The following is a 14,244-nucleotide window of genomic DNA, read 5'->3' as shown; positions in this document are numbered from 1 at the left end:
AGGTCGCGGTGAGTGGCGCGAACGCGGGGTGGTCGGCGTGGACGGTGTCCAGGAACACCCGGACGATCCCCGGTGGGACGTGGCCGAGCGGGTGGCCGCAGCCGTCCGACGGCGGTTCCCGGCCGAGGTGCTCGCGGTCGCGGTCCACGGCCCGTTGGCCCACGGCGACGACGACGGCGGTGGCGACGGTGAGGTCGGGCTGCTGGTGGTCACCTACCGGCCCGGCACCGGGCCTCCGGCGGCGACCCGCCGGGTTGACGGCGTGCTTGTCGACCTGACCGTCGTGGCCGCCGAGGAGCGGCTGCGCCAGGCCCGGCAACTGACCAGCCGGTGGCCACTGACCGCCGACCGCTACGTGACCACGCGGGCCCTGCACGACCCGACCGGGTGGCTGGCCACCCTGCGCGACGAGCACCTCGGCCGACTGGCCCGGGCCCGACCGGCCGAGTTCACCTCGGCCGCCCGCAGGGCGTGGTACCGGGGCAGCGCCGCGCTTGCCCGGGCTGCCCGGCTGGCCGAGTGGTACGAGACGGACCAGGCCCTGCTGATGCTCGGCGAGGCCCGACTCGGCGCGGCCACGGTCAGCGGACTGCTCAGCCGCACCTACTTCCGGGATCCGGGCGACGCGGTACGGCGGACCGGGCTGGCCGGGGCGGACATGACCGAGGTGGGTGCCGTACTGGCCCGCCAGTCGGCGGAACTCACCGCCCGTGGCCGTCCGGTCGACGGCACTATCGACGACCTGCTCGACGGCTGACTCAGCCGAGGCCGCCCTGCACCCCGATCAGCGCGCCGATCAGGTATGTCGCCACCGCGGCGGCGGCGCCGAGCAGCAGCTGGCGCAGCCCACCGGACCACCACCGGCGGTTGGTGAACCGGGAGACGACCGCACCGGCGACGAAGAGCCCGAGCCCGCCGACCGCCAGGGCCAGGGCCAGGCTGGTCGCCCCGAACAGGTACGGCAGCAGCGGCACCAACGCGCCGACGGAGAAGCAGAGGAACGACGATAGCGCCGCGGCCCACGGGTTGGGTTGTTCGTCCGGGTTGACGCCCAACTCCTCCTGCACGTGCATGCGCAGCGCCTGCTCCGGGTGGCGGCGCACCGCCTCGGCGACCTGGACGGCGAGGTCTTCCGGCAGGCCCCTGGCGATCCACATGTCGGCAAGCTCCCGGGCCTCGGCGTCCGGGTGCCGCTCCAGTTCCCGTCGCTCCTTGGCCACCTCGGCGGCGATCTGCTCGTTGGCCGACCGCACGCTTGTGTATTCACCGAGCGCCATCGAGATGGCGCCGGCCACCAGGCCGGCGGTGCCGGTGAGCACGATGGTGCGGGGCGAGACGCCGCCGCCGCCGACACCGGCGATCAGGGCGATGTTGGTGACCAGGCCGTCCATCGCACCGAACACGGCCGGGCGCAGCCAGCCGCCGGACACGTCGGCGTGGTGGTGCTCGCGCAGCGCAGCCGGGGTCTCGGTCACGGCAGCGTCAGGATCTCGTGGCCGCCCTCGGTCACCAGCACGGTGTGCTCGAACTGGGCGGTCCACCTGCGGTCCTTGGTGACCACCGTCCAGCCGTCGTCCCAGAGGTCGTACTGGTAGGTGCCGAGCGTGATCATCGGCTCGATGGTGAAGGTCATTCCCGGCTCCATCACGTCGGTGGGGCGCGGGCTGTCGTAGTGCGGGACGTACAGCCCGCTGTGGAAGGACTCGCCGATGCCGTGGCCGGTGAAGTCCCGGACCACGCCGTAGCCGAAACGCTTGGCGTACGACTCGATGACCCGGCCGATCACGTTGATCTGCCGACCCGGGGCGACCGCCCGGATCCCCCGCATCATCGCCTCGTGGGTCCGCTCGACGAGCAGTCGGTTCTCCTCGCTGACCTCGCCGACGCAGAACGTCGCGTCCGTGTCACCGTGCACCCCACCGATGTACGCGGTGACGTCGACGTTGATGATGTCGCCGTCGACAAGCGCGGTCGAGTCGGGGATGCCGTGGCAGATCACCTCGTTCAGGCTGGTGCAGCAGGACTTCGGGAAGCCCCGGTAGCCCAGGGTCGACGGGTAGGCGCCGTTGTCGACGAGGAAGTCGTGCACCACCCGGTCGATCTCGTCAGTGGTCACGCCGGGCTTGCAGTGCTCCCCCGCCAACTGCACCGCCTGGGCGGCGATCCGCCCCGCCAGACGCATCTTCTCGATGGTCTCCGGTGTCTGCACGTGCGACCCCTGCCAGGGCCGGGGGGCCTTCTTGCCGACGTACTCCGGGCGGGCGATGTGGGCGGGCACCGGCCGCCACGGGGTGAGCGTGCCGGGGGTCAGCGGCGCACGGACGGTCATGACTCAAGCCTATCGCCGCCCCCGTAGTGACCCCCACCACCGGCCGCCCCGAGCGGTTGTTGCCCTACCACAAGCACTGTGTCAAGGTGTCTGCGTGGATCAAGGGGGCGCACCTCCCATCTTCTCCGCCAACGCGGAGACCGATGGTGACCACCTCAGCGTGGTGGTCACCGGCGAGGTCGACATGGCCACCGCCGACACCATGCTCGAGACGGTGATGCGGGAACCGGCCGGCCGGGTGACGCTCGACCTGCGGGCGGTCACCTTCTTCGACTCGGCGGCCATCCACGCGGTGGTCCGGCTCGCCGGCCACTACCCGGACGCGTTGACGGTGCTGCCGTCCCGACAGGTCAGTCGGGTGCTGGAGATCGCCGGTCTGGGCGGTCAGCCCTGGCTGCGTCCGGCCTGATCCGCGCCCACCACCGCGCCGATCCGCCGCCGGCCTGAGCCGCCCGGCTACCCGGTCAGCTCCCGACGCAGGGTGAGCCGTGTCCCCTGCGGGGTGTGCTCGACCGAGAGATCCCCGAGTGCCCGGATCAGCGACAGCCCGCGACCCCGGAAACCCGACCCGGTCGACTCCCGCCACCGCCCGCTGTCCGACACCGTCGCCACCACCGTGCGGTCCTCGACCCGCACCTCGATCTCGACCACCGGCTCCACCGGGTCGACCGGGTGCTCGATGGCGTTCGCCGCCGCCTCCGAAACCGCCACGGTCAGGTCGAACAGGTCCGTCTCGCCCACCCGGTGTGCGACGAGGAAGTCCTCCAGCCGCTTGCGCAGCACACTGAGCCGGGTCGGGTCGGCGGGCAGCCGCAGCGCGAACCGGTTGAGTTCGACCGCCTCCAGGGCCAGGACCGCGACGTCGTCCCGTCGGGGCCGGTCGGCGACCCGCGCCACCACCGCGTCGATCAGGTCGGCCACGTGCTCACCGGAGCGGGCCGCGTCGGCGCGCAGCAGGGCCAGTGATTCGTCGATGCCGACCTGCCGGTCCTCGATCAGGCCGTCGGTGTAGAGCAACAGCCGGTCACCGGCCCCCAGCTCGCCCGAGACGGTCTCGTACTCGGTGCCCGCGATGGCACCTACCGGCGGTCCGAGCGCCCGGCCGTGCAGGAACGCCACGTCGTCGCTCCGGATCAGCAGGGGCGACGGGTGCCCGGCGCTGGCGTAGCGCAGCCGACCCGTCCGAGGGCTGAACCACAGACAGAAGACCGTCGCGAACGAGCGTGACTCGGTGGACCCCACCAGCCGGTTCAGCCGGGTCAACGACTCACCGGGGTCGAAACCCTCCAGCACGTACGCGCGCAGCGCGTTGCGTAGCTGACCCATGGCGGCTGCCGCCGGCACGCCCTTGCCGACCACGTCACCGATGATCAGCACGAGTTCGTCGTCGTCCCGGGCCACCACGTCGTACCAGTCGCCGCCCACCTCGACGTCCGCGCTGCCCGGCAGGTAGCGACTGGCCACCACCGCGCCGGGCAACTGTGGCAGGGTGCGGGGCAGCAGGCTGTGCTGGAGAGTGGTGGCGATGCGGTGCTCGGCCTCGTAGAGCTGGGCGTTCTCCATGCGTACCCCGACCAGGCGGGCGAGCTGGGTCAACGCCGCCTCGTCGGTGTCGGCGCTCTCGGCGGCCGGATGCCACACCCGAAGCTCACCGAGCGGCTGGTCGGCCACCCCGGTCAACGGCAGGACGAAGGACGGCTCGACGCTGCTGGCCCCACCGGCGTCGGCCTCGTAACGCGCGCCGCCGGCGGAGACCACGACCCGGACGGCCTCCGCGAGGCTCAACGCATGGCGGGCGGCGACCTGGAGCACGTCGGCGGTGGATCGGGCGGTGTTGACCGCGACCGCCGCGTCCGCGAGGGCACGCAGCCGGCGGATGATCTGGTTACGCAGCTGACCGAGGGCCATGTTGGCCCGGACGCGGGCGATCAACTCCTGCCCGGAGAAGGGTTTGGTGAGGTAGTCGTCGGCACCCACCGACAACCCGGCCACCTCCTCGGCGGAGCCGGCGCGGGCGGAGAGCAGCACGATCGGCATGTACCGGGTACGCGGGTCCGCGCGCAGCGCGGCGACCAGACCGAAGCCGTCCAGGCGCGGCATCATCACGTCGGTGAGCACCAGATCGAAAGCCTCCTCGGTGGCGAGCCGCAACGCCTCCACCCCGTCGGCGGCGGTACTCACCTCCCAGATGGGCACGAGCAACCGGGTGACATGTTCGCGCAGATCGGGATTGTCGTCCACGACCAGCACGCGGCCGGCGGGCGTGGCGGTGAGGGGCCGGGGCACCCGCTTCGCCGAGGCGTCGGTGTCCGGCACGGTCGAGGCGACGGCCGGCACCGGGCGGGACACGGCCGCGGACGGACCGGCCGTCCACTGCACGGTCTCGGCGACGAAGAGGGGTGCCTGCCGCGGCTCGCGCTCGGCGTGGTCGGCGTCGGCCACCCGTTCGGCCGGCAGGTGCCCGACACCGAACGGGATGGTGACCACGAAGCTGCTGCCGACGTCGATCTCGCTCGTGGCACTGACCCGGCCGCCGTGCATCTCGACCAGTTCCCGCACCAGGGCCAGGCCGATCCCGGTGCCCTCGTGGCTGCGGGAGCGCACCCCCGGCACCCGGTGGAACCGCTCGAACACGTGCGGCAGTTCCCCCGCGTCGATGCCCACCCCGGTGTCGGAGACCTCCAGCTGGGCGGCGCCGTCGACCGTACGGACCCGGATGCTGATCTCTCCCTCGAAGGTGAACTTGAGGGCGTTGGAGACCAGATTGAGGACGATCTTCTCCCACATGTCCGGGTCGACGAAGACCGGCTCCGGCAACGGCGGACAGTCCACCACCAGCCGCAGCCCGGTGCGCTCGGTGGCGGAGCGGAACGTGCTGGCCACCCGCGAGGTGTAGTCGGCCAGGTCGGTGGGCTCGTAGTGCGCCACCAGCCGCCCGGACTCCAGCCGCGAGAAGTCGAGCACCGTGTTGACCAGCTTCAGCAGCCGCAACGCGTTGCGGTGCATCACGGTCAGCCGCTGCGTATGGTCCTCGCTGAGCTCCGGCTCGGCGAGCAGGTCCTCCAACGGGCCCAGCACCAGGGTCAGTGGCGTACGGAACTCGTGGCTCACGTTGGCGAAGAAGTTGGTCTTGGCCAGGTCCAGGGCGGCCAGCTCGGCGGCCCGGGACCGCTCCTGCTCGTACGCCCGCTGCTTGCCGACCGCCCGGGAGATCTGCGCGGCGACCAGCTCGAAGAAGGTGCGGTAGTCGTCGGTGAGCGGCAGCCGCCGGGCCGCTCCCAGCACCAGCACCCCGGCCGGGTCGTTTGTCGCGCTGATCGGCAGCACCACCGCCTCGTCGGCGGCATCGGGCGGGACCTGGCCGAGCAGATCGGCGACGGCCACCACCTCGCCGACGCCCGCCGCGGTCATCTCCTCCAGCCGGGTGGGCGGATCGGCCGCGACGGTCACGGCACCACTCACCCCGGCCAGGCGCAGGTGTCCGTCGTTGTCCCGCAGGTAGAGCAGCCCGAACGGGACGTCGGCCCGGTACCGGTCGAGCACCGCCGCCGCGACCTGGCCGAGTCCCTCGGTGCCGACCGGATCGGCCAGCTCCGAGCCGAGTTCGGCCAACGCGCGCAGCCGGCGTTCGCTGAGCACCCGCCCGGTGGTCTCGCTACAGATGCAGAGCACCCCGCTGATCGCACCGTCGACGTCGCGGATCGGGTCGTACGAGACGTCGAAGTAGACGTCCTCCACGAAGCCGTGCCGATCAAGCAGAAAGTGATGGTCCCGGGCCTGGTAGGCCTCGCCGCCGCGCAGCACGTCGGTCAGCAGCGGCCCCAGCACGTCCCACGTCTCCGCCCAGTGTTCCCGAGCGGGCTCGCCCAGCACCGCGGGATGCTTGTCGCCGATGGTGGGCCGGTACGCGTCGTTGTAGAAGGCGCGCAGGTCCTCGCCCCAGAACATGGCGATCTGCGCCTTGGAGGCGAGCATCGTGCTGAGGGCGTTGCCCAACGAGGTCGGCCAACGCTCCGGTGGACCGAGCGGGTTGGCCGACCAGTCCCGGTCGCGCAACAGGGCGCCCATCTCACCGCCACCCGCGAATGCCGCCGCGAGCAGCGGAGACGTTCCACTTTCCGCTGCGGACGGCTGACCACCGTCCACGCCCCCCTGGGCCGAGTTCATGCAGCCTCCCCGGCCGTGTCCGCACCGCTCCCGATCATCAATTGCCCTGACCGGCCTTCTACCCAGACGGATCCGCCACGTAACGCATACGACGGTTCGGACGCTGTTCAGCTCCAGGTGAGCGCCGGTGGCGACGCAGGCGACCGGGCTCACTCACGATCGGTGTAAGCGAGATCACAGGGGGGTGACGTACGCGCCGGTGATTCCCCCGTCGACCACGAACTGCGCGGCGGTCATGAACGAGGCGTCGTCGCTGGCCAGGAAGGCCACCGCGGCGGCGATCTCGGCCGGTTCACCGAACCGGCCCATCGGCACGTGCACCAGCCGGCGGGCGGCCCGCTCCGGATCGGCCGCGAACAACTCACGCAGCAGCGGCGTGGCCACCGGCCCCGGACACAGGGCGTTGACCCGGATGCCCTCCCGGGCGAACTGCACGCCCAGTTCCCGGGTCAGCGCCAGCACCCCGCCCTTGCTCGCGGTGTACGCGATCTGGGACGTCGCCGCGCCCATCAGCGCCACGAAGGAGGCGGTGTTGATGATCGAGCCCCGACCCTGCCGGCGCATGTGCGGGATGACGTGCTTGCAACACAGGTAGACGCTCGTCGTGTTGACCCGCAGCACCCGTTCCCAGGCGTCCAGCCCGGTCTCCAGAATGGAGTCGTCGTCCGGCGGGGAGATGCCGGCGTTGTTGAACGCGACGTCCACCCGCCCGTACCGCTCGACCACCCCGTCGAAGAGGTCGCGTACCGCCGTCTCGTCGGCCACGTCGGCCGCGACGAAGCTCCCGCCCACCTCGTCGGCGGCCCGCTGGCCGGCCTCGGTGTCGACGTCGACGCAGACGACCCGGGCGCCCTCGGCGGCGAACCGCCGCACGGTGGCCAGCCCGATACCGCTGGCCGCCCCGGTCACCACGGCCACCCGATCCTGCAACCGTCCCGGCATGCTCACTCCTCGGTGCTGACGAAGACGTTCTTGACGTCGGTGAACGCATGCAGGGCGTCCGGCCCCAGTTCCCGCCCCAGACCGGAGCGCTTCATCCCGCCGAACGGCGTCCAGTACCGCACCGAGGAGTGGGAGTTGACGCTCAGGTTGCCGGCCTCCACGGCCCGGGCCATCCGCAGTGCCCGGCCCACGTCGCGGGTCCAGATCGAGCCGGAGAGACCGTACTCGGTGTCGTTGGCCAGCCGGACGGCGTCGGCCTCGTCGTCGAACGGGAGCACCGAGACGACCGGACCGAAGACCTCCTCCCGCCAGTGGCGGTCGCCGGGTGAGTCGGCGAGCAGCACGGTCGGTGCGTACCAGTAGCCGGGGCCGTCGGGCCGCGAGCCGGTGAACGCCACCCGCGAACCGTCGACGTACCCGGCGACCCGATCCCGCTGCCCGGCCGAGATCAGTGGTCCCATCTCGGTGCTCTCGTCGGCCGGGTCGCCCACCCGGAAGGCGCGCACCGCCGGTTCGAGCAGTTCGAGGAAGCGGTCGTACACCCCGCGTTGCACCAGCAGCCGGGACCGGGCACAGCAGTCCTGGCCGGCGTTGTCGAAGACGGCGTACGGCGCACTGGCGGCGGCCCGCTCCAGGTCGGCGTCGGCGAAGATCAGGTTCACCGACTTGCCGCCCAACTCCAGGGTCAACCGCTTCACCTGGTCCGCGCAGCCGGCCATGATCCGGGTGCCGACCTCGGTGGAGCCGGTGAAGCAGATCTTGCGTACGGCCGGGTGGGTGACGAACCGTTCACCGACCACCTCTCCCCGCCCGGGCAGCACGGTGAACACACCTTCGGGCAGACCCGCCTGTTCCGCCAGCTCGGCCAGCCGCAACGCGGTCAACGGAGTCAGCTCGGCGGGCTTGAGCACCACCGTGTTGCCGGCGGCGAGCGCGGGAGCGAAGCCCCAGGCGGCGATGGGCATGGGGAAGTTCCACGGCACGATCACCCCGACCACGCCGAGCGGTTCGTGGAAGGTGACGTCCAGCCCGCCCGGCACCGGAATCTGTTGCCCGGTGAGCCGTTCCGGCGCCCCCGCGTAGTAGTCCAGCACGTCCCGGACGTTGCCCGCCTCCCAGCGCGCATTGCCGATGGTGTGCCCCGCGTTGGCCACCTCCAGCCGCGCCAACTCCTCCAGGTGCTCGTCCACCACCGCCGCGAACCGCCGCAACAACCGCCCCCGGTCCCCCGCGCTGACCCCCCGCCACCCCTGAAACGCCCGCCCCGCCCGCTCCACGGCTGCATCCACATCGCTTACCGAGCTGTCCCCCACCCCCCGCAACACCGCGCCCGTAGCCGGATCCCGTACCTCACCCACCCACCCTCACCCCACCCACTCCTCGCCGATCTTGCACTTTCCGTCGGGACAAACTCGACACACCACCGCAAATCGACGACCAGAAGTGCAAGATCGCGGAGAAGGTGGGGTGGTGGGGGTCAGAGGCGTTCGAAGCCACGGGTGAGTTCCCAGTCGGTGACGGCGGCGTCGAAGGCGGCCAGCTCGACGCGGGCCATGTTGGCGTAGTGGGCTACCACCTCGGCGCCGAAGGCTTCGCGGGCGACGTCTGACGATGTCCAGAGGGTGAGGGCGTCGCGGAGGGTGCCGGGGACGCGTTCGGCGCTCGGGTCGTCGTACGCGTTGCCGGTGCACTCCTCGGCCAGTTCCAACCCGTTCTCGATGCCGTGCAGCGCGCCCGCCACCAGGGCCGCGATCGCCAGGTACGGGTTGACGTCGGCACCCGGCACCCGGTTCTCCACCCGCATCCCCTGGCCGTGCCCCACCAACCGCAGGGCGCAGGTGCGGTTGTCGGTGCCCCACCGCAGCGCGGTCGGCGCGAACGAGCCCGGCTGGTAACGCTTGTAGGAGTTGATGTTCGGCGCGAAGAGCAGGCTCAACTCCCGCATGGTGGCGAGCAGCCCGGCGAGCACCCGCTGCCCGGTCGGGCTCAGGTGCGCCGGCCCGTCACCAAGCATCGCCGAGCCACCGGAGGCGTCGCGCAGCGAGAAGTGGATGTGGCAGGAGTTGCCCTCCCGCTCGTTCGGCTTGGCCATGAAAGTGATCGACATGCCCTCCTGGGCGGCGATCTCCTTCGCCCCGTTCTTGTAGATGACGTGGTGGTCGGCGCAGGCAACCGCCTCGTCGTAGCGGAAGGCGATCTCGTGCTGGCCGAGGTTGCACTCCCCCTTCGCGCTCTCCGGCACCAGTCCCGCGCCGGCCATCTCGGTACGGATCCGGCGCAGCAGCGGCTCCACCCGGGCGGTACCGAGCAGCGAGTAGTCCACGTTGTACTGGTTGGCCGGGGTCAGCTCCCGGTACCCGCGCCGCCACGCCTGCTCGTACGAGTCGCGGAACAGCACGAACTCCAACTCGGTGCCGGCGTACGCGGTCAGCCCGTGCGCGGCCAGCCGGTCCAACTGCCGGCGGAGGATCTGCCGCGGTGAGGCGATCACCGGACCGGCGCCGTCCAACCACTCCAGGTCGGCCAGGAGCAGTGCGGTGCCGGGCTGCCACGGCACCCGGCGCAGGGTGCCGAAGTCCGGCTTCATCGCGAAGTCGCCGTAGCCGCGTTCCCAGCTCGACATCGCGTACCCGTCGACCGTGTTCATGTCCACGTCGACCGCGAGCAGGTAGTTGCATCCCTCGCTGCCGTGCGCGACGACCTGGTCGAGGAAGTACGGGGCGTGGAAGCGTTTGCCCTGCAATCGGCCCTGCATGTCGACCAGGGCCAGCACCACCGTGTCGATCTCACCCTCGGCGACGGCGACCCGCAACTGTTCCAGCGTGAGCGGCGGTTTTCTCATCCGCGAGCCTCCATCACCAAGGTCTACCGGCCGAGCCGATCACCGTCAATAAGACGCTCCGCCCGTACCCGCATCCGCTCCCCCGGCAAACCGTCCGAGCCTGGCCGACGAACTCAGCCGGCCACCCGCAATTGCGTTGCCGGCGGGGCCGGAGTAGCCCATCCTTGGGCGTGTGACCAGGCCCGATCGCGACGGGCCGACCACCGGGCCCTCGGAACGGCCCGGCCACCGCGGCGGCGCGGGAAAGTGTCACCTCTCTCTCGGGTACGGCGTCGCGCCCTACCCTGACTCCGTCCCGCGCCGCTTCGGTCAGCACCTGCCCAGACCAGTCAGGCCATCACCAGGCCGGCCACCCACAGGGCACCGATCACCAGCCCGGACAGAAACTCCACAAGCATCGACAGGCCCGCCGCGGCGACCGCCCGTTTCGTCGCCGGCCAGGCGAGTCGGGTGTCGCCGAGTCGGAGCCGCTCCACCGCGAAGATCCCGCCGACGAAGCCGATGACCAGCCCGACCACCGGGATGACGAAGAAGCCGACCAGGCCGAGCACCGCGCCGGCCAGCAGCGAGCTGGTGGGCACCCCGGCCCGCTTGAGGTTACGGCCGGGCCAGGCGTACTTGACGACGGTGCCCCCCACGGCGACAAGCGTGGCGGCGGCGAGCACCAGCCACCGCCCGGCTCCGGCGTCGCCGAACAGGCTCCACACCAGTACGCCGCCCCAGCACAACGGCAGCGCCGGCAGACCGGGCACCACCACCCCGGCCAACCCGGCGAGGATGGCCAGCGCGGCGACGACCGACACCACCGTTCCGGTCTCCGTCAGCCCCACGTCGACTCCCAGTTGTTCGTTCCGGCCCTGGTCCACTCGCCACACTGGTACCCGGGATCGTCACAGCACGATCATCACGGTTCGTCGCCACGCAACCGGGCCACCACCGTCTCCGCCGGACCCGGCGGGCCGAACAGCCGGCCCTGTGCGGTGTCGCAACGCAATGCCCGTAGCCGCTCCGCCTGCGCCTCGGTCTCCACCGCCTCCGCGGTGACCCACAGCTCCAACGCGTGGGCCAGCCGCACCAGCGCATCGACGATGCGTTCGTCGCGGTGGTCGGCATCGGCCGGCGCGGTGCCCCGGATTCCCTCGACGAACGGGCCGGCCAGCTTCAGGCAGGTGATCGGCAGCCGGCGCAGGTACGCCAGATTCGAGTACCCGGTGCCGAAGTCGTCCACGGCCAGTCGTACGCCCAGCGCGGCGAGCCGGTGCAGCGTCCGCAGCGGCTCCCCCGCGGACCCCATCACCGCGCTCTCGGTCAGCTCCAGTTGCAGCAGTTCCGCCGGCAGTCCACTGCTGGCCAGCGCATCGGCCACGGTGTCCACGATCGCCGGGCGGTCGGCCTGGCGGGCAGCCAGGTTGACGCTCACCACCAGCCTGGCGTCGGGAAAGTCGGTGTGCCACCGCTGGGCGTCGCGGCACGCCTGCCGCAGCACCCACTCACCGAGACGGACGATCAGGCCGGTCTCCTCGGCGAGCCCGATGAACCGATCGGGACCGATCAGGCCCAGTTGCGGATGCTGCCAGCGGACGAGCGCCTCGACGGCAAGTATGCGCCCGTCGAGCAGGGACACGATCGGCTGGTAGTGCAGCACGAACTCGCCCCGGTCCAGGGCCACCGGCAGCCCGGCGGCCAGCGCCGATCGGGCGCTGTCCCGGGCGCTGCGCTCAGGGTCGTAGACCGCCCACCGGTCACGGCCCTCCGCCTTCGCCCAGTAGAGCGTGGCGTCGGCGGCCTTCATCAGTTCCACGACGCTGGTGCCGGCGACCGCCGAGTCGACGATGCCGATGCTCGCCGAGACCGCGAGCTGCTGGTCGCCGACGCACATCGGCGCGGCGACGGCGGCCAGAGCCGCCTCGGCCACGGCGATCACGTCCTCCACGGCGGCGACCCCGTCGACCAGGATGACGAACTCGTCGCCGCCCATCCGGGCGACCAGATAGCCCTGTTCGGCCACGCAGTCGGCCAGCCGTCGGGCGATCATCACGAGCAGCCGGTCGCCGAGGGCGTGCCCGAGACTGTCGTTTATCGCCTTGAACCCGTCCAGGTCGAGGAAGCAGACACCGACCCGGCCCGGCGCGTCGGGCTGCTCCACCAGGCCGGCCAGCGTGTCGAAGAACAGCGTCCGGTTCGGCAGGCCGGTGAGCGGGTCGTGCAGCGCCTGGAAGCGCAACCGCTGCTGGAGTTCGTACCGTTCGGTGATGTCCTCGACCACGGCCACGGTGAACCGGGGACGGCCGTCGTCATGGCGGATCAGCGAGACGGCCAGATCCGTCCAGACGGCGCTGCCGTCCTTGCGGTAGTAGCGCTTCTGCACCCGGGCCGCTTCGTGCTTACCCTCGATCAGTTCCTGGTACAGCTCCCACATGCCGGCGGCGTCGTCGGCATGGAACAGGGACGCCACGTTTGTTTGTCGCAGTTCCTCGACCGGGTAGCCGAGCATGTCGGCGAAGGCGTGGTTGACGTCGATGATCGTCCCGTCGACTCCGGCGATGCCGATGCCGACGGCCGCGCCGTCGAAGACCGCCCGGAAGCGGGCCTCGCTGTTGCGCAACGCCTGCTCGGCGTCGTCCCGCGCCTGCCACATCGCGCGGGCGATCCCCTCCTGCTGGACGAAGGTCCGCTCCCGCAGCGCGCGGGCGAAGCCGGCCGCGAGGGCGCCCTGCACGGCCGCGATCCGCTCGTCGAGCCCCGGCCGCCCGGCCGCGGCGGCGAGCACGTCGGTCCGGAACCGCTCGCCGAGCGTACGCACCGACCACTCGATCACTCCCGGCTCGGTGAGGTGCGCGTCGACAAGTGACCGCCCGATCTCCTGCGCTGCCGAGGCCGGCGGCTCGGCGGAGAGCAGCACCTCCGCCAGCCGGACGGTGTGCCCGAGCAGCAGCCGCTCGGTCTCGGCCGCGCTCAGCGGCACAAAACCGAGCCGGCGTACGGCCCGCGCCCAGTCGGTTGCGTACCGCTGGGCGCCGGCCGGATCGACGGTGTTCCCGCCGGAGGCACCCACGGCGGCCATCGGATCAGCCGGCGGGCCGGTCGTTCCGGGCGACACCACCGAAGGCACCGAAACGCTGCCCCTCGGCGGTGACCTCGGACGGCGAGTCGGGTCGCCACAACTCCATGTGCACCACCCCGGGCTCCAGAATGGTCCAGTCGCCGAAGTACCCGGTGATCTCGGCTCGCGAGCGGAGGGTGATCTCCGTGGCGGTGCGTGCCGACAACCGTTGCGCGTCCAGCATCTCCTGCGGCTGGTCCTCGAAGGTCGAGTGTGAGATGACCAGGTGGCTGCCGGGGGCGGCGGCCGCGCGCAGGGTGGCCAGGACGTCACCGGGGCGGTCGGTGTCCGGGACGAAGTGCACCACCCCGGCGAGCAGGATGCCCAACGGCCGGTCGAAGTCGAGCAGGCCCAGCTTGCGGGCCTCGGCCAGGATCCGTTCCGGGTCGCGCAGGTCGGCGTGGATGACGCCGGTCGCCTCGTTGCCGGCGAGCAGTTCCCGGCTGTGTGCCACCGCGACCGGGTCGATGTCGACGTAGATCACCCGGGCCTTCGGGTTCGCGGCCTGGGCGACCTCGTGCACATTGCCGACCGTGGGGATGCCGGAGCCGATGTCCAGGAACTGGTCGGTGCCGGCGTCGAGCAGGGCGCGCACGGCCCGGCGGAGGAATTCCCGCCCGGCTCGCATGGTCGCCGCCAGGTTCGGCGTCATGGTCGCGATCTGCTCGGCCAGTTGCCGGTCGATGTCGAAGTTGTGGGCACCGCCGAGGAAGTAGTCGTACACCCGCGCCGCGCTGGGCCGGGATAGGTCGATCTCGGCGGGAAGTCCGTCCGGCTGCTGCACTGGTTGCACCTCACGTCGTCGCCGTGGATCGTGATGCTGACCACTCTAGGCGGGTCCGCGGCGCGGGGGGAGATCCA

Annotated in this window: 11 protein-coding genes; 2 read left to right on the top strand and 9 right to left on the bottom strand. The window is 71.5% G+C overall.

The window, feature by feature from the left end; translation table 11 throughout:
• Positions 1-37: 37 nt before the first annotated feature.
• Positions 38-757 carry a nucleotidyltransferase domain-containing protein gene (locus tag AB0J93_RS01795; RefSeq protein ID WP_363917103.1) on the top strand — a complete coding sequence of 240 codons (720 nt, stop codon included), beginning with the start codon at positions 38-40 and terminating at the stop codon, positions 755-757.
• 1 nt (position 758) lies between these two features.
• On the opposite strand, the gene AB0J93_RS01790 is transcribed toward AB0J93_RS01795, so the two are convergent.
• Together AB0J93_RS01790 and map are read right to left on the bottom strand one after the other, a co-directional pair.
• Positions 759-1,475: a VIT1/CCC1 transporter family protein gene (locus AB0J93_RS01790; protein ID WP_363917101.1), complete on the bottom strand. Its 717-nt coding sequence runs from the start codon at positions 1,473-1,475 to the stop codon at positions 759-761.
• The gene (gene map, locus AB0J93_RS01785; protein ID WP_363917099.1) at positions 1,472-2,329 is read right to left on the bottom strand and encodes a type I methionyl aminopeptidase; all 858 of its coding nucleotides are present in this window, start codon (positions 2,327-2,329) and stop codon (positions 1,472-1,474) included. Before map ends, AB0J93_RS01790 begins: the two co-directional genes overlap by 4 nt.
• A 94-nt stretch (positions 2,330-2,423) precedes the next feature.
• On the opposite strand from map, the gene AB0J93_RS01780 reads away from it, so the two are divergent.
• Positions 2,424-2,738 carry an STAS domain-containing protein gene (locus tag AB0J93_RS01780; RefSeq protein WP_363917097.1) on the top strand — a complete coding sequence of 105 codons (315 nt, stop codon included), beginning with the start codon at positions 2,424-2,426 and terminating at the stop codon, positions 2,736-2,738.
• Between the two features lie 47 nt (positions 2,739-2,785).
• Here AB0J93_RS01780 and AB0J93_RS01775 read toward each other — a convergent pair whose 3' ends face one another.
• The 7 genes from AB0J93_RS01775 to AB0J93_RS01745 all read right to left on the bottom strand — a co-directional run bounded on the left by AB0J93_RS01775 (position 2,786) and on the right by AB0J93_RS01745 (position 14,167).
• A complete protein-coding gene (locus tag AB0J93_RS01775; protein WP_363917095.1) occupies positions 2,786-6,496 on the bottom strand; it encodes a SpoIIE family protein phosphatase in 3,711 nt (1,236 codons plus the stop codon).
• A 174-nt stretch (positions 6,497-6,670) separates the two neighbouring features.
• Positions 6,671-7,438, bottom strand: coding sequence for a 3-oxoacyl-ACP reductase (locus AB0J93_RS01770; protein ID WP_363917093.1), 768 nt, complete (start codon positions 7,436-7,438; stop codon positions 6,671-6,673).
• 2 nt (positions 7,439-7,440) lie between these two features.
• The gene (locus AB0J93_RS01765) at positions 7,441-8,796 is read right to left on the bottom strand and encodes an aldehyde dehydrogenase family protein (RefSeq protein ID WP_363917091.1); all 1,356 of its coding nucleotides are present in this window, start codon (positions 8,794-8,796) and stop codon (positions 7,441-7,443) included.
• Positions 8,797-8,915: 119 nt separating this feature from the next.
• The gene (locus AB0J93_RS01760; RefSeq protein WP_363917089.1) at positions 8,916-10,280 is read right to left on the bottom strand and encodes a glutamine synthetase family protein; all 1,365 of its coding nucleotides are present in this window, start codon (positions 10,278-10,280) and stop codon (positions 8,916-8,918) included.
• A gap of 329 nt (positions 10,281-10,609) precedes the next feature.
• A complete protein-coding gene (locus AB0J93_RS01755) occupies positions 10,610-11,110 on the bottom strand; it encodes a DUF456 domain-containing protein (protein ID WP_363917087.1) in 501 nt (166 codons plus the stop codon).
• A gap of 74 nt (positions 11,111-11,184) precedes the next feature.
• Positions 11,185-13,344: an EAL domain-containing protein gene (locus AB0J93_RS01750; RefSeq protein WP_363917085.1), complete on the bottom strand. Its 2,160-nt coding sequence runs from the start codon at positions 13,342-13,344 to the stop codon at positions 11,185-11,187.
• A gap of 4 nt (positions 13,345-13,348) precedes the next feature.
• On the bottom strand, positions 13,349-14,167 hold the full coding sequence (locus AB0J93_RS01745; protein ID WP_363917083.1) for an SAM-dependent methyltransferase: 819 nt from the start codon (positions 14,165-14,167) through the stop codon (positions 13,349-13,351).
• Between the last annotated feature and the right edge of the window lie 77 nt (positions 14,168-14,244).

It is taken from the genome of Micromonospora sp. NPDC049374, from assembly GCF_040677165.1.
Taxonomy (GTDB): Bacteria; Actinomycetota; Actinomycetes; order Mycobacteriales; family Micromonosporaceae; genus Micromonospora.
Note: the sequence above shows the minus strand (reverse complement) of the source record. Positions and strands in the feature narration are given on the sequence as shown.

What these genes read in the sequence shown, in the direction of transcription:
- AB0J93_RS01770 (WP_363917093.1), bottom strand. Translation starts at nt 7,438, where the DNA reads ATGCCGGGACGGTTGCAGGATCGGGTGGCCGTGGTGACCGGGGCGGCC.
- map (WP_363917099.1), bottom strand. Translation starts at nt 2,329, where the DNA reads ATGACCGTCCGTGCGCCGCTGACCCCCGGCACGCTCACCCCGTGGCGG.
- AB0J93_RS01760 (WP_363917089.1), bottom strand. Translation starts at nt 10,280, where the DNA reads ATGAGAAAACCGCCGCTCACGCTGGAACAGTTGCGGGTCGCCGTCGCC.
- AB0J93_RS01775 (WP_363917095.1), bottom strand. Translation starts at nt 6,496, where the DNA reads ATGAACTCGGCCCAGGGGGGCGTGGACGGTGGTCAGCCGTCCGCAGCG.
- AB0J93_RS01750 (WP_363917085.1), bottom strand. Translation starts at nt 13,344, where the DNA reads ATGGCCGCCGTGGGTGCCTCCGGCGGGAACACCGTCGATCCGGCCGGC.